Here is an 18222-nt window from a genome sequence, read left to right on the forward strand (position 1 = left end):
GCCAGATTACGGAATCTGAGATTGTCGTTCGCTCGCGAACAGACCTTCAATCGTCGCAAAATGGACAGCAGATCAGCCCTGCGAGCGGACCACTTTCAATGCTGCAGGAAAGCGACCACCTGTTCTGTGGCCGTTACCGGATCTTCCTGCATGAAACAGTGTCCCCCCGCTACCTGCTGCGCGCTCACCTGGCCATTGAGCGCCACCAGGCGCTGCACCGAGTGCGGCACGAACGGATAGGTGTGCTCGCCGTACAGGATCCGCGTCGGCGTCTGGATACGGCTCAATTGCTGCCACATGCGCTCAGGGAACGAGCTGAAGATCTCCACCTCGCGGCTGGGCCGGCACTTGAGCACCACTCCCTCCCCGCAATCGCCGATGGCATGTTCCACATAAGCCTGCAAGGCCGCATCGGTCCAGCCCTTGAAGATACCGCGCCCCTGCAGCGAGGCCTGGGCCGCCTCACGGTCGGGCCAATGACTGCGGCGGGTGGCCGCCTTGCGCGCCAGGGCATGACGGCGATGCAAGCCGACCATGGCGGCGGCCCCCATCACCCCGATCATGCGCCGGCTGAACAGGACCGGATCCAGCAACACCGCACGCTGGAAGAGCTGCGGCTCGGCGGCCAGGATCAAGCCGGTGAGCACGCCGCCGAAACTATGGCCCAAGGCGAAGCGCGGCACGTCGCCGTATTCGCCACGCCCGGCCTCGAAGGCTTCCACCGCCAGTGCTGCGGTGCGGTTCCAGCCAAGGAACACGCCACCATGGTCGCTGTCGCCATGGCCTTGGACATCGCTCAGCCACAGGTCGAAATGTTCACCCAGGCGCATCAGCATGGGCTGGTAGGCCAGGCTGCAGAAGCCGTTGCCATGCAGAAAATGCAACAGCGGCCTGCCGCTGGCGGGGGTTCGCCATCCGCGCAGGGTGAAGCCTTCGGCGCATTCATGGGACCAGGGAATCAACTCCATCGACTGCACTCATCGGCTCTAGGAAAACGCCGATTCTACAAACAGCAGCGGATACAGTGAAATCACCAGCAGCACGGCCATCAGGACATTGAACAGCACCACCGCGCGCGGATTGCGCAGCAGGTTGCGCAAGGCACTGCCGAACATCACCCAGATGCCGACGCTGGGCAGGTTCACCAGGGCGAACACCGTGGCGATGACGATCACGTTGAATACGTAGCCCTGGGCCGGGGTGTAGGTGGTAATCGCCCCGATCGCCATCACCCAGGCCTTCGGGTTGACCCACTGGAACGCCGCGGCACCCCAGAACCCGAGCGGTTTGCGGCTGCCATCGGTGTCGCCGGACATCGGCCCGGAGGTGGCGATCTTCCAGGCCAGGTATAACAGGTAGGCCGCGCCCGCGTAGCGCAGGATGCTGTACAACGGTGGCCAGGCCTTGAACACCTCGCCAAGCCCGAGACCAACCGCCAGCACCATCACCATGAAGCCGACGCTGATGCCCAGCGCGTGGGGAATCGTCCGACGCACGCCGAAGTTGACTCCCGAGGCCAGCAGCATGGTGTTGTTCGGACCGGGGGTGATGGAAGAGACAAAGGCGAACAGGACGAACGCGCTGAGCAGATCGAGCGAGGCAAGCATGGCGGCGGTTTCCGGCTTTTCTGATTATCGAAATGCCACGGTAGCGGAGGCTTGTAGGAAATGACCGGTACAGTTAAGCGAAATTGAATGAATACACATTTCTGTTTCACTCAATTGCGTGCCTCCACGCCATCGTCACAGCAAAGCGCGGCAAATCTTCCGCCAGACACCTGGCGGCCTCCCCTCGTCCTACCTGACACTACTGAAGCCTGCCCAACCTATCCCGCACAAGGAAGCCCCATCATGCCCGTGACCATCCGCCCCGCAGTCCTTGCCGACGCTGCCCAGATCCTGGCCTTCATCACCGAGCTGGCCGACTACGAACGCGCCCGTCACGAAGTGGTGGCGACCCTCGCCGACATCAAGCACAGCCTGTTCGACGCAGGCAGCACGGTGCGTAGCCTGATTTGCGAGCGCGACGGCCAGGCCATCGGGTTCGCCGTTTATTTCTACAGCTACTCCACCTGGCTGGGGCGCAACGGTATCTACCTCGAGGATCTCTACGTCACCCCGCAGCAACGCGGTGACGGCGCGGGGCGCAAGCTGCTGCGGCATATCGCCCGCGAAGCTGTCGAAAACGGCTGTGGGCGAATGGAGTGGAGCGTGCTGGACTGGAACGAGCCGGCCATCGGTTTTTACCAGTCTCTGGGCGCCGAGCCGCAGGACGAGTGGATCCGCTATCGTCTCGACGGCGAACGCTTGCGTCAGTTCGCCGAAGGCTGAGGCGCCTCGCCCGGAAACGCCGTCTGGGCCAGTACCGGCACCTCGACGCGGCTGCGCTGGCCGCCGCGCTCGATCACCAGGCCGCGCCTCTCGATAGCCACCAGGCGCACCCCGCGAGCCAGCTCCTCGCCACTGCGCACGGCGCGTGCCGGGCCGCCGTCAAGGCTGACGATGGCCACGGCGCCTTGGCTGCCGGCCATCACCCCGCTGACCTGGATCTGCACCTGCAGGGGAATATCGGCAAACCATCGCCCGGCCGCTGTTTCGGCCACTACCGGGGCGTCGGCAGCCCGGGCCGTGGCCTGTCCCGCCGCTGGCGGCCACAACAGTTGCCCCCAGGTCGCCAGCCCGGCCATGGCGACCAGCAACCCCAGCGCCTGCAACAACAGCCCGAGTGACAAGTTGGGACGAACGATACGCATGGTCACGCGCTCCTTGTGTGCCTGCGCCCAAGCATACCGGGTGATTCTCACGGTTTTGTTTCACACGCCGATCATCTTGCTCGGGCAAGCTGCCTTGCCAGGACAAGGAGCGCGCCGTGAACGGACAACGTGGTTTCACCTTGATAGAACTGATGGTGGTGTTGGTGATCGTCGGTATCGCCAGTGCCGCCATCAGCCTGAACATCCGCCCCGATCCGGGCAAGCAGTTGCGCGCAGACGGCGAGCGCCTGGCGCGCTTGCTGGAGTTGGCGCAAAGCGAAGCCCAGGCCGACGGTCAGCCGCTGCGCTGGCAGAGCGACCGCGACGGCTACCGCTTCGTACGCGCCGATGGCCAGGTGCTGGCGGAGGGACCACTCAAGCCGCGCCGCTGGCAGGCCGAGACAGTGAAGGTGCAGGCCGAGCCCCGTGGCGCGGTATGGCTCGATGGCGAGTGGATCGGCGCCCCCCTGACACTGCGCCTGCACAGCGGCACGCTGCGTCTGGAACTGGCGCGCAACGCCGCCGGGCAGGTGCGGGTGAGCCAGCCATGACCCGCCAACGCGGTTTTACCTTGATCGAAGTGATGATCGCCATCCTGCTGATGGCGGTGGTCAGCCTGATCGCCTGGCGTGGCCTGGACAGCGTCAGCCGCGCCGACCGGCATCTGCGCCAGGCCAGCGATGAGCATCAGGCGGTGATGCGTGTGCTGCAGCAGTTGGAGCGCGACCTGGCCTTGCGTGCCACGGTGGAACTGGTCGAGCCGGTGTTGCCCGGCCACGAGCCGCCGGGCAAGCCCTTGCTGCCCGCCATGCGTGCCCGCGCCGAGCGCCTGGAGCTGGTGCGCGCCGGTGCCGTGGCTGGCAGCGGCCTGCAGCGGGTGCGTTGGTATGTGCGCGGCAGCACCTTGTACCGCGCCGCCGCGCCACTGCGCGAAGGCTTCCCATTGCCCGCGCCGAAAGCCGCGGTGGCGGTGCTGGACAACGTCAGCGCATTCAGCCTGCGCACCTGGCAGGCCAAGGGCGGCTGGCGCTCCCCGGCCAGCGAGGCCGACGACAACCCCGTCGGGCTCGAGGTGCGCCTGAACCGGCGCGGTCCCCAGGGCGAGGAACACTACCGCCAGGTGCTGGGGCCATTCAACTGACCAGCACCACCCCGCCGGGCAGTTCCAGGCAGCGCGCGCCATAGGCGACGCGGATCAGTTCGGCGGCCTGGCGCAACTGATCGAAACTGAACCGCGCCTGCACCCGGCGGCGCCCCAGTGACGGGTTGAGCAGTACCAGGCGCCCGGGGCGGTAGCGGTTGATCTCGTCGATTACCTGGGTCAATGGTGCATCACGGAACACCAGCATGCGCTCGCGCCAGGCCGTCACCTGGCCAATGTCGAAGGCCTCGGGCACGCCGACGCCTTGCGCGCCATAACGTAACTGGCGGCCGGCCGGCAGCGCCTCGAGCCGGCCCTGGGCAAAGATGCGCAGCTCGCCACTCAGGCAGGTGACGCAGACGCCATCGTCGTCCTCGCGCACATTGAATCGAGCCTGTTCGGTACTGATCACCCCCTCCTGCGCCCGCACCTGCATGGGCTGGTGGGCCTGCACTTCGATCTCGCCCGCCAGCAGGGCGATACCCTGTGCCTCGCGGCTGACGCGCGTGCGCACGTTCAGTTCCAGCTTGATCCCTGGCGCCAGCTCCACCCGTTGCTGCTCATCCACCTGGGTGGCGAACGCCGCAGGCGGCGCCATGGCCTCGTCCAGCCAGCCGCCACGCCAGGCAACCACCGCCAGCGACGCGGCCAGCGCCCCGCCCAGCAGTGCCCGACGCCCGAGCTGCGGCGCCGATGGCGCCTGGCTGACCTGTTGCGCCGCAGGCCCGAGCAAACACCAGAGCTGACGCGCCTGGGCGAACGCCTCGGCGTGCGCGGGGCTGCGCGCGCACCACTGGTGCAGGGCCCGGGCATCGGCCTGGGTGGCCTGGCCGGAGGTCAGCCGCAACAGCCAGCCCTGGGCCTGGCGCTGCAAGTCGGGATCGGGCGGAATCTGGGGCATGGTGCTCACATGAAGAGGTCGACTATCGTTCAAGACGGTTTTCCCGCGCCAGGACCGAAGCGCTGAAACACTTTTCTGTCCAGACGCATCGCGCAATGCCCCAGTGCCGCCTTGAGTTCCTTTTCCACGGTGCGTGTGGAGATGCCGAAACGCTGGGAGATTTCCTGGTGCGAGGCCTCCTCCAGCCGCGCGGCGATGAAGATCCGCCGGCGCCGGGCTGGCAACTCGTAGAGCGCGCCCAGCAGGTTCTGGATCTCGCGCTGGCCACCGACGATGCGAGCCGGGTCCTGGTCCTCGGCCACCTGCAGCAGCGTTTCGATCTCGGCGCCAGTGAGCAGCCGGGCATCGGCCTCGCGGCGGTCGGCGGCGACGTTCAAGGCCATGCGGTACAGGTAGGCACCGGGTTTGTGCAGGTCGTGCGCGGCGTCCATGCGATCCACCCGCAGGTAGGTTTCCTGCAGCACGTCGTTGGCCAGGTCATCCGAGCCAAGCCGGCGCCTCAGGCGGACCCTGAAGGTGTCGTAGGAGGTCAGAAACAGCTTGACCAGCGCACTGTCCCGAGGTTTTTTCATGCCGCCACAGCTCCTTGCTAAAGAGGGCAATCCATAGGTTCCGGGCGCAGCAACAGGGTCAGCGGCTGTGCCAGTGAAGTCGGCGGCGCCTGCTCCAGGCGTACCGCCTGCAAGCGCTCGACCAGCGCGGCATCGCGGGCGAAGTCGCCGGTGGAGGCCAACAGCCGGCTCTGCACCAGTTGCCCGCTGGCATCGATCCAGACCTGCATGGCCGCCCGGTAGCTGCCCGGGCGGGTCGACGGCCAAGCGCACAGGGCGCGCTCCACCGCGTGTTGCAATGCCACCGCATAACTGCCCGACGCCGGGCCTTCACTGCGTCCACGCCCGGGCGTTGTGCGCAGGCGCAACGGTTGCAGGGTGAATCCACCGCTGCCGTGACGCGCCTGCAGGCCGGTTCCTTGCAACAAGCGCTGCAAACCCTCGCGCGCCGTGTAGCGGCCGCGCAGCAGGCTGGAGCGCTGGCCGGCGAGCAACGCCTGGTCGACCAGCACCGCCAGGCCACTCTGCCGGCCGAAGGTGTCCAGCGCCCGGTCCAGCGCCTGCGCCGGTATGTCGAAGGTCAGTAACGGCTGGCCACGCGCCCCTGGCGCCGCCACCAGCCAAGCCAGTATCAGCGCGCCGACTACAAGCAATGCACGCACGGGAGATCAGGCCTCCTTGCTGGCCGCCGTCGCCGGGGAAACGTCATCCTGAGGCCTGTGTATGACGCTGTGGTGACAGGCCGCGGCAATCAAAGCTTCACCCCGTCCCATGCCGGCAGCGGATAGACTGGCGCAAGGAATAACTGCACGGAGAAGCATCATGGCCCGACTGTCGCTGATCACTTTGCCCCTGCTGCTGGCCTGCGCCCTGCCGGCGCTGGCCGAACCGCCCAAGGGCTGCATCGACGTGCAGGTCGGGCAGGCGCGGGCACTGGCCTACGACTGTCTGACCCGACAGTTGCAAGGGGCCGATCCGCGCGCCGCCAAGGGCCTGCGCGATCAGCTCGACCCGGTCAAGCAGATGCAGCGCAGGGCACCAAACCAGATGGGCTTGGCGACACCGGCGGCGACCTCGACGCGCATGGGCAGCAGCTTTGGCAGTTCGGTGGTGCCACAGCGGCCTTGAAGTGCCTGACAGGCGTTTCGAATCACCTGCCCCGGGTTACTCTTCACGACGCAGCAGATAGGTATCCATGATCCACCCCTTGCGCCGCCGCGCCTCATCGCGCAACTCGAGGATGCGCGCCTTCACCGCCTGCAACGGCCCGCTCACCAGCAGCTCGTCCGGCGTGCCCAGGTAGGCGCCCCAGTAGATCACCAGTTGCGGATCATCCAGGGCGGCGAACGCGCACTGGCCGTCGAGCATCACCAGCACATTGTCGATCCGCGACTGTTCGCCCAGGCGTCGGCCCGGCAGCACGGTCAGAGGCTCGCCGATACGGTTGAGCGGGATCTGGTGACGGGCGGCCAGCACCTGGATGCTGCTGATGCCGGGAATCACCTGCAAGGCCAGCGCCAGGCCGCGTTCGCGGACCAGGTCGAGAATTCGCAGGGTGCTGTCATACAGCGCCGGCTCGCCCCATAGCAGGAACGCGCCGATATCATCGCTGCCCAGCTCATCCTCGATCAGCCGGGCGTACAACGCGGCGCGCTGGGCATGCCAGTCCTGCACGGCGCCAACATAGTCCGGCGCCTGGCCGTCTCGGCGCGGGTCCTCGACTTGCACCAGACGATAACCGCCCTCGGGCAGGTAGCGCTCCAGGATGGCCCGGCGCAGGTGCACCAGTTCGTCCTTGTCGCTGCCCTTGTCGAGGACGAAAAACACCGTGGCGCGCCGCAGCGCCTCCACCGCCTCGTAGGTGACCTGGCGAGGATCACCCGGTCCGATGCCGATCAGTAGAAGCTGTTTCATCGCCTGCCCTGCCTGGTTGCCGGTGGTCATTGTCGACCGACCACCGGCCGTTTGGCAAAGCGGGTCAGAAGATCGAGAAGTTGTAGCTGACAATGACCCGGGTTTCGTCCATGTCACGCGCCCACTTCTCGTAGTTGCTGCGGTAGGTGGAGTTGCGCAGGCGCACGCTGACGTCCTTGAAGGTGCCGCTCTGCACCTGGTACTTCAGCTCGCTGTCGCGTTCCCATTCCTTGCCTTCGGCGTTGCTGCCAGGGACCTTCACATTGGCGCCATTGATGTAGCGGGTGAAGAAGGTCAGGCCGGGCACGCCCAGGGCCTTGAAATCGTAGTCGTAGCGCACCTGCCAGGAGCGCTCCTGGGCGGCGGCGAAGTCGTTGACCTGGGCATAGTTGACCAGGTAGGGGTTTGTGCCGTCTAAGTACGGCATGGCGCTGTCGCCGTACATGCGCTGCCAGCCGGCGCTTAGCTTGTGCCCACCCAGGCTGTAGCCAAGCATGCCGCTGAAGGCGCGGTGGTCGATGCGCCCGGCACGGGCATTACCGATGTCGTCGCTCTTGATCACCCGCAGGTCCGCCGACAGCGTTCCGACTTCCAGTGGCTGGCTGGCGACCAGCCCGAGGAAGTGCTGGCGGTAGATGTTTTCAAGCTTGGACACCTGGTACTGCGCGCTGACACGGTCGTTGAAGCGGTAGTCGACGCCGGCCAGGTCGAAGTGGTCGGCCTCGATATCGCAGGCATAGCGCTTGTTCTTGCAGTGCACGCGGATGTCCTGGCGGTCGGTGGAGTCCCGTGCGGTGTACTGGTTCAAACGCGCCAGGGTGAACTTCAGGTCGCGAACTTCCTCGGAGGTCAGCCAGGCACCATGGAACATGGTCGGCAGCAGGCGTCCGTCGTTGTACTTCAACAGGGGCACATCTGGCATCATCGAGCCGTACTTGAGCACGGTATTGGAGACCTTCACCTTGCCGGCGACGCCCATCTTGGCGTACTGGTCGGCGGAGTGGCGTGGATCATGCCCGGACGACGGCAATAGCCCGCTATTGCTGTCGGCGGGACTGGAGTCGAGCTTGAAACCGAGCATGCCCAGCGCATCCACGCCGAATCCGACCGGGCCTTGGGTATAGCCGGACTGGACATTGAGAATAAAACCCTGCGCCCACTCTTCGCGCTTCGACGCGCCTTGCTTGGAAGTGGTGTGGCCGTCACGGAAATCTCGGTTGAAATAGACATTGCGTGCTTCGACCTTGGCACTGCTGTCTTCAAGAAAACCGGCGGCCTGGGCGTTGACACCGGCACACAGGAAGAACAAGCCGGCAACTCGGCGCCCGGGGGCGAGGGGGAAAGGGGCAAACATGCGAGGGAACATCCAGAAGAAAGACGAAAAACCATCCGGGCAGTCATCTGCACCGGCACTACGCGAAAGCCGAATACATCTCGACCATCATCGGTAATTTTCCACCAAAGGCTCTAGTCCAGGCCATGGGACGATGGTCTAAGGCCTTGTGCCGGGCCCCGTCGAACACCGCGCGAGAAACCTGCAAAGTTCCCGGCTAATGCATTAAAAGTTTGCTGTTTACCCTCGTGCAGTCGACTACTACACTCACAATCAACGAACAGCTATACCCATCCACGTGGCCGGCGTTTAGTCCAGGTTTATGTTCGTCACGCCAAGCCACGGCACTTACAGGAGTGATGACAGTGTCCAGACTTGCAGAGTTTCGTGCTGCCGAAAAAGCGCTCAAGGAACAAATGGCACAACTGGAAGCGCTAAAAAAGGATGCCGGCCTTAAACGCGAAATCGAATTCGAGCAGAAACTAGTCGGCCTGATGAAGAGCTATGACAAGAGCCTGCGCGATATCATCGCCATTCTCGATCCGAAAGCCGTGACCCGTGCACCGACCGCCGTCAAGCAGCAACGCCGCCCACGGGTCGTGAAGGTGTACGAGAACCCCCACACTGGCGAGTTGATCGAGACCAAAGGCGGCAACCACCGCGGGCTGAAGGCTTGGAAGGAACAGTACGGGGCACAGACGGTGGAAAGTTGGGTGCGCTGATGAAACCTCTACACCCGCTTCACACTTTTTTCACACCCGCAGGCCCAGTATCGAACCAGCTAAAGGACTAGCGACCCCATCACGCGCCCGCACATGCGGGCCTCTAATTCTGGCGCCCCGCACTCGTGCGGGGCGCTTTCATTTGCGCTGCCGGTTGACTTCCGTATCATGGCAAACCTGTTCAAGGCCCTGATTCCGGAGTTCCCATGAGCCTGCACGATCTGCAAACCCTGCCCGGCGTTACCGCCCAACCCGATACCGCCACCGCCCAATTCGTGTTCAACCACACCATGTTGCGGGTGAAGGACATCGAGAAGTCCCTGGATTTCTACACGCGCGTGCTGGGCTTTCGCCTGGTAGACAAGCGCGACTTCCCGGAAGCGGCTTTCAGCCTGTATTTCCTGGCCCTGGTCGACCCGGCGCAGATTCCTGCCGATGACGCCGAGCGTCATCAGTGGATGAAATCGATCCCCGGCGTACTCGAGCTGACTCACAACCACGGCACCGAGAACGACCCCGAGTTCGCCTACCACAATGGCAACACCGACCCACGCGGTTTCGGCCACATCTGCATTTCGGTACCGGACGTACGTGTTGCCTGCGCCCGCTTCGAGGCGCTGGACGTCCCGTTCCAGAAGCGCCTGCAGGATGGCCGCATGAACCACCTGGCCTTCGTCAAGGACCCGGACGGCTACTGGGTCGAAGTCATCCAGCCGACCGAACTCAAGGGCTGATACCCACAGGTGCGCTCGTCGGGCCGGGAACTCCCGGCCCCTCGCTGTGGTATATGGAAGTAACTCCTGTTCCAAGCCACAGCGAGGTAAGGACGATGCAAACCCTTCACTGTGAATACCGCGACCACACCATCACCGCCAGCGTGATGCCCCACCCCGACTCGCCCCTGCCCTATGCTGCAGGCTGCGTGATCACCGACCCTGCCGGCCACAGCAGCAGGCGACTATCGATGCCGATGAAGTTCTTTGCCGACCTGGAGAATGCCCAGCACGTGTCCCTGGCCCATGGCCGGGCGCTGGTTGACCAGCAGCTGGATGACAAGGATCAGCGGGTGTTCTGATAACCCTACGCCAGCAGCCAGCAGCCAGCACCCACAGAGATTGCGCTTCGCTCACAGGCGAAGCGAACAGTGTGGGAGCCGGCTTGCCGGCGATACGGCACCCTTCTATACCCAATCAACCTTCACGGGCATACGCCACGGCAGCCGCCACCTGTTCGGCTGTCGGCCGAACCCCGGTGTACAACACGAACTGCTCCAGCGCCTGTAGCGCGATGACGTCGAGACCGGTGATCACCGGTTTGCCCAGCGCCTCGGCGGCGCGGATCAGCGGTGTGCGTGCCGGCAGGGCAACCACATCGAATACCCGCTCGGCCGCCGCGATGGCGGTTTCGCTGAAGGCCAGCTGGTCGGCCTCAGGGCCCCCGGCCATGCCGATCGGCGTGACATTGATCAGCATCGGCGGGCAACGGTCCTGCAGTTCAGGCAGCCAGCGATAGCCGCAGACATCCGCCAATTGCCGCCCGGCCTGCTCGTTACGGGCGACAATGATGCCGTCGCCAAAGCCCGCGTCGCGCAGCGCGCTGGCCACCGCCTTGGCCATGCCACCGCTGCCGCGCAGGGCGAAGCCGGTCGCCGGGTCGATCCGCCGCTCGGCCAGCAGTTGCCGTACCGCCAGGTAGTCGGTGTTGTAGGCCTTCAGATGGCCTGCGCTATTGACCAGGGTGTTCACCGAGTCGATGGCCGCCGCCGAGGGGTCGACCTCGTCCACCAGGGCCAGGCAGGCTTCCTTGTAGGGCATCGATACGCCACAACCGCGAATACCCAGGGCGCGGATGCCGGCCACGGCGGCCGGCAGATCCTGGGTGGTCATGGCCTTGTAGTAATAGTCCAGGCCCAACTGCTGATACAGATGGTTGTGAAAGCGCACGCCGAACGTACCGGGGCGCCCGGCCAGGGAAATGCACAACACGGTGTCCCTGCTCGGTGAATGGCTCATCGCGGTTCCTCTGTCATGGCTGAATCGATTGCGCCAGCGTACCAGACCCTGCCGCCGGTCGCCCCTTACACAACCTTTACCCTTTGCCAGGGCGCAGTTGACCGAGGCTGCGGTCATAGTAGACAGACCCCGAACGTGGGGTTGTCTTGCGAGGTGTCACCATGAAGCGTTTCATTCCCGGAATCGCCCTGCTGGTCGGCGCGCTGGCCATCAGCGGGCAAGCCTCGGCCCATGGTGGCGGCTGGTACGGCCCGGGGCCGGTAATCGGCGCGGCCGTGGTGGGCGCGGTGGTCGGGGCGGCCGTATCGGGCGGCCACGACCGCACCGTCTACGTCGAACGCCAGCCGGCCTACTATCCACCGCCACCGGTCTATGTACAGGCGCCGCCACCGCCGGTGTATTACCAGCCCTACGTGGTCGAGCGCTATGTGCCCGCCCCGCCGCCGGTGTACTACGGCCCGCCGCGCTGGTAAGCGGCATAGTTGATAAAAGCAATGACCACTATCGAGGACATTGATTTCAAACCCCGAAGGCGCCTGGGTAAGGTAGGGCCATGTTCGAGAGGAGATCCACCATGGCCCCGATCCAGATCATGTCCGTTGTCGGCAGCGCAGTCCCCAGCAGCCTGCGCCAACAAGGTCTTTTGGCCTGCTGGTACCTGCTGCGCGACGGTGAAGCCATCAGTGGCCCGTTGACCAGCCGCCGCTGCGCCGAGACCCTGGCCGGCCGCTTGCTAGACCAGACCTTCGTCGCCTGACCCCGAATTTGTTGTGTGTTGCTCCCTAAGCCCTTGTAGCCCGCCACCCGGCGGGCTTTTTTTGCTCGCCAACCAGCCGCCTACAGATGCCCCGCCCACATGGCAAGTGGCAGTGGCGGTTGCTGGTCGAGGATACGGCGCCAGATCAAGCCCAACCGCTCGCCATCGAACAGGGAGGCGGCACCGCCACCAACCCAGCCCCTGGGCTGGATCACCGCCCATCGCCCCGCGGCGTCACGTCGGGCCATCTCGAAACGGAAACTGTAGTTGCCCGGCATGCCCATGCGCAGGTCGGTGACCACCAGCGAGTCACCAATGACGTCGTAGCGCAGCCAGTCGTCGGTGAACCAGCGCAGACGCTCGTACAGCGGTGCGCCCGCAAGCACCTTGGCTACCTGCAGATTGCGCGACTGCTTCAGCATCTCCGGAGGTTCGCGATCGAACCCGCTGCTCACGCCCTCGTAGTAATCGCCGTCTTGGGTTTTCGCCAGCACCCGCCAGATCAGGCTGTTGAAAGCGATGGGCACCGCCCGGACCTCACTGGCCTCGATCCCCTGCGCCTGCAAGGCCAGGTGGAAACGTTGCTCGGCGGCCATGCGCCCGGCCAGGCCAAAACCCAGGTACAGCGTGCTGAATCCCAGTGCCAGGCACAACATCGCGGTCGCCCTGCCCTTCAGGCCCCTGATCGCCGCATAGCCCACCGCCAGCAGCAACGGCACGGTATACACCGGGTCGATGATGAACACCGCCGCCCAGCTCTCCGGCGTCAGGTGCAGGGGCCAGAACAACTGGGTGCCGTAGACGGTAAAGGCATCGAGCACCGGGTGGGTGACCAGCGCCAGCCAGAAGGCCAGGAACAGCCTGCCAGGGGTATAGCCTCGGCCTGGCCAACGCCAGGTGACCAGCCAGGCCAGCAACAGGGCCAGGCCGGTCAGGACGAAGATCGAATGGGAAAAGCCACGGTGGAAGGTCATCTGCGACACCGGATCGGCATAGCGGATCACTACATCCAGGTCGGGCAATGTCCCCAGGGCGGCGCCGTAGATCAGCGAACGGCGGCCCTGGATACGGCCCAGGACGGCGCCTTGTAGGGCGGCGCCGAGCACGGCTTGGGTGATTGAGTCCACGGCAAACGTCTCGTGCAGGGGCTATCAGATGGCGTGACGCAACATCGCCAGTACCTGCGCATGCAACGCCGGATCGCCACACGCCACCACGCAGCCGCCGTCCTGGGCCGAGCCGCCATCCCAGGAGGTGATGACCCCGCCCGCGCCTTCGATGATCGGCATCAACGCCTGCACGTCGTAGGGCTGCAGGCTGGCCTCGACGATCACATCGACGAATCCGCACGCGAGCATGCAGTAGGCATAGCAATCACCGCCATAACGCATCAGCCGGGCCTTGCTGGCGACCGCCTCGAACGCCGCCTTGCGCGCCGGGGTGTCGAACATGTCGGGGGTAGTGCACATCAGCGTGGCCGACGCCAGGTCGGCGCAGGCGCGGGTCTTCAGCGGCGTATCATTGCGCCAGGCGCCGTGCGGGGTGCCGATGAAGCGTTCGCCGGTGAACGGCTGGTTCATCACCCCGAGCACCGGGCGGGTGCCGTCGTTGAGGGCGATCAGCGTGCCCCAAAGCGGCAGGCCGGTAATGAAGGCGCGGGTGCCATCGATCGGGTCGAGCACCCAGGTCAAAGGGCTGCTGCCCAATGCCGCGCCCTGCTCTTCACCCAGTATGCCGTGGGTGGGATAGCGGGCCTGGATCAGCGCGCGCATCGCCTCTTCGGCGGCCTTGTCGGCGATGGTCACCGGGTCGTACAGGCGCCCCCCCTTGTCCTCGACATCCAGGCTGGCGCGAAAGTACGGCTGGATCGCCGCCGCGGCGGCATCGGCCAGTTGCTCGGAGAAAGAGCGGAATTCGCCGATCTGTTCAGCGCTCAGGGACATGGGGCGGTCTCGTTGTTGGATGGGATGCGCATCATACCCGAGTCGTGCCTTGACACACCTCTGGCGTCACCCATGATATTGTTATGCCATTATCGCCGCTTCATTTAACCGTCACTGATTCCTTGTACTAGGATAGCTAGCAGCCCAATGGCCCGGCCGACAGTCAAGGATGCTGGTTGCTGGCGCAAGGGCCTCCGTTCCACCGCCTATCATGGATGACACGATGAATTCGCACCTGCTCTTTCCGCAGATCGGCAAAGTCATAGCCAGTACCGGCAGCCGCCATTTCCCCCGGCACCTGCACGACCTGATCCAGACCCACCTGACCATCGATGCCACGCATATCCGCCAACTGCGCATCGACCCGGCTTGCGCCAGCCAGCCAGACGCGACCTTGATCAGCGAGACGGTGTTCAGCGCCGGCGATACGGGTGACGGCTTCGACGATCCGGCGCGCCTGCACCTGGCCCGGCGCAAGGATGGTTTCCGCTACGAAATCACCGTATTGCGGGCCGACACCCGCGCTGGCTTCTCAGCAACCGATCGCAGCCGGCTGGAGGACATTTCGCCCTTGCTGCTGCCCATGCTGGAAAAACACATCAATGCCCTGCAGCCTGCCGCGCCGCTACCCGCAGACCCCGACAGCCTCGAACAGCGCTTTCTCGAGCGCCTGCGTCAGACCGGCATCCGCCTGTCCGAGCGCGAAATGCAGGTGTGCGAGGGTTTGCTGGCCGGGCGCACGGCGCCGCAGCAGGCCGAGCATCTGCGGCTCAAGGTCAATACGGTGGAAAGTTACCTGCGCCGGGCGGCGATCAAGCTGGGCATCAGCGGACGCCACTCGCTGATGCGCTGGATGTATGCCGAAATCTAGTCTCCCGCAGGACACTTGGGAGCGAGCGCCATGCATATAGCGCTCGCCTTCAGGCCTAATCCCGCGCCAATGCCTCGATAGGGTCCAGCCGCGCCGCGTTGCGCGCCGGCACGAAGCCGAACACGATGCCGATCAAGGTCGAGCAGACGAACGCCGTGACCACCGACCCCAGTGAAAACACCATCTCCCACTGCTTGACGAAAAGCGCGAACAGATAGCCGATCCCGTACGACAACCCGATCCCGATTACGCCGCCGATCAGGCAGACCATCACCGCCTCCACCAGGAACTGCTGGCGAATATCCGACTGCCGTGCCCCCACCGCCATGCGGATGCCGATCTCGCGGGTGCGCTCGGTGACCGACACCAGCATGATGTTCATCACCCCGATCCCCCCCACCACCAACGAAATCACTGCGATCAGCGACAGCAGCAAGGTCAGCGAGCGGCTGGTCTTCTGCACGGTCTGCATGATGCTGTCGAGGTTGTTGGTGAAGAAATCCTTGGTGCCGTGGCGCTGCAGCATCAGTTTGTTGACCTCCTCCTCCACCCGCTTGCTCGGCATGCCGTCCTTGATCCGCACGCTGATGCTGTCCAGGTGGCGCTGGCCAAGCACACGCCCGGCGGCAGTCTCGTAGGGCATCCACACGTTCAGGGTGTTGCCGGCGACGAAAAGGTTCTTGTTCTCGGCGGTCACGCCGATTACCGTGCACGGCAAGTTGCCGACCAGGATCACCTGCCCGAGCGGGTTGACGCCGTCGCCGAACAGGCGCTTGCGCGTGTTGTGGTCGATCACCACTACCTGGGCCTGGCGCCGGGCATCGTCCGCGCTGAACACGATCCCCGCGGCCAGGGGGATGTTGCGCACCTGGAAGTACTGCTCGCTGACGCCGTTGAGCTGCACGTCGGCGTCGATGTTGCGGTAGCGCACCAGCGAACTCTGGCCGATCACCGGGGTGGCGCTGTCGACATAATAGAGTTCGTTGAGCGCGATCACGTCGGCCGGCACCAGGGTCTCGATGGCCTTGGCCCGACTGTCGCCGAAACTGGTGCCGGAGTAGATGTCGATGGTGTTGCTGCCGATCGCCTGGATATCCTTGAGCACGTAGCCCTTGGCGCCCTCGCCGATGGCCGAGATCGACACCACGGAAGTAATGCCGATGATGATCCCGAGCATGGTCAGCAAGGTGCGCATGCGGTGCGAGACCAGGGCGATCCAGGCCATCTTGAAGGCCTCGCGAAACAACCCGAGGCTGGCCACCAGCCGCCGTGGCGCCTGCTCGCGGGCCGGCGCCGCCTCGGCGATCGGCGCGGGCGGCTCGGCGCCGGTGCGCCGGTCACTGACGATCTGCCCATCGCTGACCTCGATGATCCGCTCGGCATGGGCGGCGACCTTGGGGTCGTGGGTCACCAGGATCACCGTGTGCCCGGCGCCGTGCAGTTCCAGCAGGATGTTCATCACTTCCTTGCCGCTGGCGGTATCGAGGGCTCCGGTCGGCTCGTCGGCGAGGATCACCTCGCCGCCGTTCATCAGCGCCCGACAGATACTGACTCGCTGCTGCTGGCCCCCCGACAGCTGGCTGGGCCGGTGCGCCAGGTGTCCGCCCAGGCCCAGGCGGCCCAGCAGCTCCCGCGCCCGGGCATGACGCCCGGCCTGCGCCACGCCGGCGTACACCGCCGGGATCTCGACATTGCGCAGGGCATCCAGGTGCGGCAACAGGTGGTAGCGCTGGAAGATGAAACCGAAGTGGTCACGGCGCAGCGCAGCCAGGGCGTCGTCGTCGAGATCGCGGGTTTCCTTGCCGCTGACCTGGTAGCTGCCGGCGCTGGCGTGGTCCAGGCAACCGAGGATGTTCATCAGCGTCGACTTGCCCGAACCCGAAGCGCCGATGATTGCCACCAGCTCGCCGGCATGGATCTCCAGGTCGATGCCCTTGAGAGCCAGGAACTCGCGGTCGCCCGCCATGAAGCTGCGGCTGACCCCGTCCAGGCGCAGCAGCGGCTGGTCCTCGAGCGCCGACACCGCCCGTGCCGGCGACAGTTCCACGTTCATGTTCATGCTCACGCCCCCGCCTCGCCCGACACCGGCTCGCCGATCACCACGCGGTCACCTTCGGCCAGGCCGTCCTTGACCTGCACCTTGACGTTGTTGTTGATCCCCGCCTGGACCTTGCGCACCTGGGCGAAGCCCTTGCCGTCGAGCACCCGCACCGGGAAGCTGCCGTCGGCATCGCGCGGCCCCAGCGCCGCCACCGGCACGGTGAGCACGCCCAGGGCGGTGTCGAGGACGATACGCACCTGGGCGGTCATCGAGATGCGCAGGCGGTGCTCGGGGTTGGGCACCTCGAACAGCGCGTTGTAGAACACCGCGCTGGCCTGCTTGGCGGCGCCGCCGCTCTTGTCGCTGCTTTCCAGGTAGTTCTGCGGCGCGGGCTCGGTGCCGCGCAGCTTGGCGTAGTAACGTTTGTCGTCACCGAGGATGGTGAAGTACACCTGCTGGCCGGGGCTGATATGAATCACATCGGCTTCGGACACCTGGGCCTTGATGGTCATGGTGTCGAGGTCGGCGAGCTTGAGGATTACCGGCGCCAGCTGGTTGGAGATCACCGTCTGCCCTTCCTGGGTGACGATACCCACCACATGGCCATCGATCGGCGCGACGATGCGGGTGTAGCCGAGGTTGACCCGCGCCGTATCGATCTGCACCTGGGCGCTCTTGATCTGCGCGTCCAGCGAGCGCAGGTTGGCCTGCTGCACCTCGAATTCGGACTCGGCGTTCTCGAAGTCCTGGCGCGAGATCGACTCGTCGGCCTGGAGCACGTCGTAGCGTTCGTAGACCCGCTTGGCCTGCTTGAGCTTGGCCTGCACCGAGCGCCGCTCGGCCTGCAGCTTCTCGGCGTCGACCTCGGCCTGGCGCAGCGAGTTGCGCGGCACCAGCGGGTCGATTTCGGCCAACCACTGGCCTTCGGTGACCTTGTCGCCAAGCTTGACCTTGAGCGACTTGAGCTGCCCCGAAACCTGGGCACCGACGTCGACCTGGCGGATACCTTCCAGGGTGCCGGTAGCCAGCACCGCGTTTTCGATATCGCCACGCTCGACCGTGGCGGTGATGTACTGCGGCGGCTTGGCTGGGGCCTGTACCGCGTAGAGCACGATGCCGGCGACCAGGGCCACGGCGACACCGAGGGTGATCTTGCGAAACTTCGTCTTTTCCATGAAACCGTTCTTCCTGAAGCTGATGAGGTCCCGTGGGAGCGGGCTTGCCCCGCGATAACGCCACTCCAAGGTGACGCCATCGCTTTGCAAGCCCGCTCTCACGACGGTG

At 65.1% G+C, this 18222-nt stretch carries 23 protein-coding genes; 10 read left to right on the forward strand and 13 right to left on the reverse strand.

The annotated features are described in order from the left end of the window. Positions 1-95: 95 nt before the first annotated feature. Both C3F42_RS02820 and C3F42_RS02825 read right to left on the reverse strand, forming a co-directional pair. Positions 96-968: an alpha/beta fold hydrolase gene (locus tag C3F42_RS02820; RefSeq protein WP_104443927.1), complete on the reverse strand. Its 873-nt coding sequence runs from the start codon at positions 966-968 to the stop codon at positions 96-98. Between the two features lie 18 nt (positions 969-986). Next, positions 987-1607, reverse strand: a complete 621-nt coding sequence (locus C3F42_RS02825; protein WP_104443928.1) for a LysE family translocator — start codon at positions 1605-1607, stop codon at positions 987-989. Positions 1608-1850: 243 nt separating this feature from the next. Between C3F42_RS02825 and C3F42_RS02830 the strand changes: the two genes are divergently transcribed. Continuing rightward, positions 1851-2330, forward strand: a complete 480-nt coding sequence (locus C3F42_RS02830) for a GNAT family N-acetyltransferase (protein WP_023631011.1) — start codon at positions 1851-1853, stop codon at positions 2328-2330. Here the strand turns inward: C3F42_RS02830 and C3F42_RS02835 are convergent. Continuing rightward, complete coding sequence (locus C3F42_RS02835; protein ID WP_052062196.1) at positions 2312-2752, reverse strand: general secretion pathway protein GspC; 441 nt, start codon at positions 2750-2752, stop codon at positions 2312-2314. The genes C3F42_RS02830 and C3F42_RS02835 overlap by 19 nt on opposite strands. A 116-nt stretch (positions 2753-2868) precedes the next feature. Here C3F42_RS02835 and C3F42_RS02840 point away from each other — a divergent pair, with 116 nt between their 5' ends. Next, the gene (locus C3F42_RS02840; protein WP_094012116.1) at positions 2869-3303 is read left to right on the forward strand and encodes a GspH/FimT family pseudopilin; all 435 of its coding nucleotides are present in this window, start codon (positions 2869-2871) and stop codon (positions 3301-3303) included. Next, positions 3300-3893, forward strand: coding sequence for a type II secretion system protein GspJ (locus C3F42_RS02845; RefSeq protein ID WP_104443929.1), 594 nt, complete (start codon positions 3300-3302; stop codon positions 3891-3893). Before C3F42_RS02840 ends, C3F42_RS02845 begins: the two co-directional genes overlap by 4 nt. Here C3F42_RS02845 and C3F42_RS02850 read toward each other — a convergent pair. Genes C3F42_RS02850 through C3F42_RS02860 form a run of 3 tightly spaced genes read right to left on the reverse strand, consistent with a single transcriptional unit; the run spans position 3886 to position 6007 of the window. Further along, positions 3886-4794: a DUF4880 domain-containing protein gene (locus tag C3F42_RS02850; RefSeq protein WP_094012114.1), complete on the reverse strand. Its 909-nt coding sequence runs from the start codon at positions 4792-4794 to the stop codon at positions 3886-3888. The genes C3F42_RS02845 and C3F42_RS02850 overlap by 8 nt on opposite strands. A gap of 29 nt (positions 4795-4823) precedes the next feature. After that, complete coding sequence (locus tag C3F42_RS02855; protein WP_094012113.1) at positions 4824-5366, reverse strand: RNA polymerase sigma factor; 543 nt, start codon at positions 5364-5366, stop codon at positions 4824-4826. A 17-nt stretch (positions 5367-5383) separates the two neighbouring features. Next, positions 5384-6007, reverse strand: coding sequence for a secretin and TonB N-terminal domain-containing protein (locus C3F42_RS02860; protein WP_232888228.1), 624 nt, complete (start codon positions 6005-6007; stop codon positions 5384-5386). A gap of 160 nt (positions 6008-6167) precedes the next feature. Between C3F42_RS02860 and C3F42_RS02865 the strand changes: the two genes are divergently transcribed. Next, complete coding sequence (locus C3F42_RS02865) at positions 6168-6473, forward strand: hypothetical protein (RefSeq protein WP_094012112.1); 306 nt, start codon at positions 6168-6170, stop codon at positions 6471-6473. Between the two features lie 36 nt (positions 6474-6509). On the opposite strand, the gene cobF is transcribed toward C3F42_RS02865, so the two are convergent. Then, entirely contained in the window at positions 6510-7259 is a 750-nt protein-coding gene (gene cobF, locus C3F42_RS02870; RefSeq protein ID WP_031314949.1) for a precorrin-6A synthase (deacetylating), read from the reverse strand. Positions 7260-7323: 64 nt separating this feature from the next. Beyond that, positions 7324-8613: an OprD family porin gene (locus C3F42_RS02875; protein ID WP_094012111.1), complete on the reverse strand. Its 1290-nt coding sequence runs from the start codon at positions 8611-8613 to the stop codon at positions 7324-7326. A 344-nt stretch (positions 8614-8957) separates the two neighbouring features. Here C3F42_RS02875 and C3F42_RS02880 point away from each other — a divergent pair, with 344 nt between their 5' ends. The 3 genes from C3F42_RS02880 (at position 8958) to C3F42_RS02890 (ending at position 10389) form a co-directional block, all read left to right on the forward strand. After that, the gene (locus C3F42_RS02880; protein ID WP_031314950.1) at positions 8958-9314 is read left to right on the forward strand and encodes a histone-like nucleoid-structuring protein, MvaT/MvaU family; all 357 of its coding nucleotides are present in this window, start codon (positions 8958-8960) and stop codon (positions 9312-9314) included. Between the two features lie 206 nt (positions 9315-9520). Beyond that, the gene (gloA, locus tag C3F42_RS02885; protein ID WP_023630254.1) at positions 9521-10048 is read left to right on the forward strand and encodes a lactoylglutathione lyase; all 528 of its coding nucleotides are present in this window, start codon (positions 9521-9523) and stop codon (positions 10046-10048) included. 95 nt (positions 10049-10143) lie between these two features. Beyond that, positions 10144-10389, forward strand: a complete 246-nt coding sequence (locus tag C3F42_RS02890) for a hypothetical protein (RefSeq protein WP_023630255.1) — start codon at positions 10144-10146, stop codon at positions 10387-10389. Positions 10390-10504: 115 nt separating this feature from the next. Here C3F42_RS02890 and C3F42_RS02895 read toward each other — a convergent pair whose 3' ends face one another. Further along, positions 10505-11326 (reverse strand): shikimate 5-dehydrogenase, encoded by an 822-nt coding sequence (locus tag C3F42_RS02895; RefSeq protein ID WP_104443930.1) that lies wholly within the window; start codon positions 11324-11326, stop codon positions 10505-10507. A 161-nt stretch (positions 11327-11487) separates the two neighbouring features. Here C3F42_RS02895 and C3F42_RS02900 point away from each other — a divergent pair, with 161 nt between their 5' ends. Both C3F42_RS02900 and C3F42_RS02905 read left to right on the forward strand, forming a co-directional pair. After that, entirely contained in the window at positions 11488-11799 is a 312-nt protein-coding gene (locus C3F42_RS02900; RefSeq protein ID WP_094012109.1) for a hypothetical protein, read from the forward strand. A 101-nt stretch (positions 11800-11900) separates the two neighbouring features. Next, a complete protein-coding gene (locus C3F42_RS02905; protein ID WP_104443931.1) occupies positions 11901-12083 on the forward strand; it encodes a hypothetical protein in 183 nt (60 codons plus the stop codon). An 80-nt stretch (positions 12084-12163) separates the two neighbouring features. Here C3F42_RS02905 and C3F42_RS02910 read toward each other — a convergent pair whose 3' ends face one another. Further along, entirely contained in the window at positions 12164-13210 is a 1047-nt protein-coding gene (locus tag C3F42_RS02910) for a metal-dependent hydrolase (RefSeq protein ID WP_104443932.1), read from the reverse strand. A 24-nt stretch (positions 13211-13234) separates the two neighbouring features. Beyond that, the gene (hisN, locus tag C3F42_RS02915) at positions 13235-14026 is read right to left on the reverse strand and encodes a histidinol-phosphatase (protein ID WP_104443933.1); all 792 of its coding nucleotides are present in this window, start codon (positions 14024-14026) and stop codon (positions 13235-13237) included. A 223-nt stretch (positions 14027-14249) separates the two neighbouring features. Between hisN and C3F42_RS02920 the strand changes: the two genes are divergently transcribed. Continuing rightward, a complete protein-coding gene (locus C3F42_RS02920; protein ID WP_023632066.1) occupies positions 14250-14897 on the forward strand; it encodes a helix-turn-helix transcriptional regulator in 648 nt (215 codons plus the stop codon). Positions 14898-14952: 55 nt separating this feature from the next. Here C3F42_RS02920 and C3F42_RS02925 read toward each other — a convergent pair whose 3' ends face one another. After that, positions 14953-16956 (reverse strand): MacB family efflux pump subunit, encoded by a 2004-nt coding sequence (locus tag C3F42_RS02925; RefSeq protein ID WP_052062195.1) that lies wholly within the window; start codon positions 16954-16956, stop codon positions 14953-14955. 2 nt (positions 16957-16958) lie between these two features. After that, positions 16959-18113 carry a macrolide transporter subunit MacA gene (macA, locus tag C3F42_RS02930; protein ID WP_094012107.1) on the reverse strand — a complete coding sequence of 385 codons (1155 nt, stop codon included), beginning with the start codon at positions 18111-18113 and terminating at the stop codon, positions 16959-16961. Positions 18114-18222 lie beyond the last annotated feature (109 nt).

Source organism: Pseudomonas sp. PONIH3 (assembly GCF_002934345.1).
Classification (GTDB): domain Bacteria; phylum Pseudomonadota; class Gammaproteobacteria; order Pseudomonadales; family Pseudomonadaceae; genus Aquipseudomonas; species Aquipseudomonas soli.

What these genes read in the sequence shown, in the direction of transcription:
- C3F42_RS02820 (WP_104443927.1), bottom strand. Translation starts at nt 968, where the DNA reads ATGGAGTTGATTCCCTGGTCCCATGAATGCGCCGAAGGCTTCACCCTG.
- C3F42_RS02825 (WP_104443928.1), bottom strand. Translation starts at nt 1,607, where the DNA reads ATGCTTGCCTCGCTCGATCTGCTCAGCGCGTTCGTCCTGTTCGCCTTT.
- C3F42_RS02830 (WP_023631011.1), top strand. Translation starts at nt 1,851, where the DNA reads ATGCCCGTGACCATCCGCCCCGCAGTCCTTGCCGACGCTGCCCAGATC.
- C3F42_RS02835 (WP_052062196.1), bottom strand. Translation starts at nt 2,752, where the DNA reads ATGCGTATCGTTCGTCCCAACTTGTCACTCGGGCTGTTGTTGCAGGCG.
- C3F42_RS02845 (WP_104443929.1), top strand. Translation starts at nt 3,300, where the DNA reads ATGACCCGCCAACGCGGTTTTACCTTGATCGAAGTGATGATCGCCATC.
- C3F42_RS02850 (WP_094012114.1), bottom strand. Translation starts at nt 4,794, where the DNA reads ATGCCCCAGATTCCGCCCGATCCCGACTTGCAGCGCCAGGCCCAGGGC.
- C3F42_RS02855 (WP_094012113.1), bottom strand. Translation starts at nt 5,366, where the DNA reads ATGAAAAAACCTCGGGACAGTGCGCTGGTCAAGCTGTTTCTGACCTCC.
- C3F42_RS02865 (WP_094012112.1), top strand. Translation starts at nt 6,168, where the DNA reads ATGGCCCGACTGTCGCTGATCACTTTGCCCCTGCTGCTGGCCTGCGCC.
- cobF (WP_031314949.1), bottom strand. Translation starts at nt 7,259, where the DNA reads ATGAAACAGCTTCTACTGATCGGCATCGGACCGGGTGATCCTCGCCAG.
- C3F42_RS02875 (WP_094012111.1), bottom strand. Translation starts at nt 8,613, where the DNA reads ATGTTTGCCCCTTTCCCCCTCGCCCCCGGGCGCCGAGTTGCCGGCTTG.
- gloA (WP_023630254.1), top strand. Translation starts at nt 9,521, where the DNA reads ATGAGCCTGCACGATCTGCAAACCCTGCCCGGCGTTACCGCCCAACCC.
- C3F42_RS02890 (WP_023630255.1), top strand. Translation starts at nt 10,144, where the DNA reads ATGCAAACCCTTCACTGTGAATACCGCGACCACACCATCACCGCCAGC.
- C3F42_RS02895 (WP_104443930.1), bottom strand. Translation starts at nt 11,326, where the DNA reads ATGAGCCATTCACCGAGCAGGGACACCGTGTTGTGCATTTCCCTGGCC.
- C3F42_RS02900 (WP_094012109.1), top strand. Translation starts at nt 11,488, where the DNA reads ATGAAGCGTTTCATTCCCGGAATCGCCCTGCTGGTCGGCGCGCTGGCC.
- C3F42_RS02905 (WP_104443931.1), top strand. Translation starts at nt 11,901, where the DNA reads ATGGCCCCGATCCAGATCATGTCCGTTGTCGGCAGCGCAGTCCCCAGC.
- hisN (WP_104443933.1), bottom strand. Translation starts at nt 14,026, where the DNA reads ATGTCCCTGAGCGCTGAACAGATCGGCGAATTCCGCTCTTTCTCCGAG.
- C3F42_RS02920 (WP_023632066.1), top strand. Translation starts at nt 14,250, where the DNA reads ATGAATTCGCACCTGCTCTTTCCGCAGATCGGCAAAGTCATAGCCAGT.
- C3F42_RS02925 (WP_052062195.1), bottom strand. Translation starts at nt 16,956, where the DNA reads ATGAACATGAACGTGGAACTGTCGCCGGCACGGGCGGTGTCGGCGCTC.
- macA (WP_094012107.1), bottom strand. Translation starts at nt 18,113, where the DNA reads ATGGAAAAGACGAAGTTTCGCAAGATCACCCTCGGTGTCGCCGTGGCC.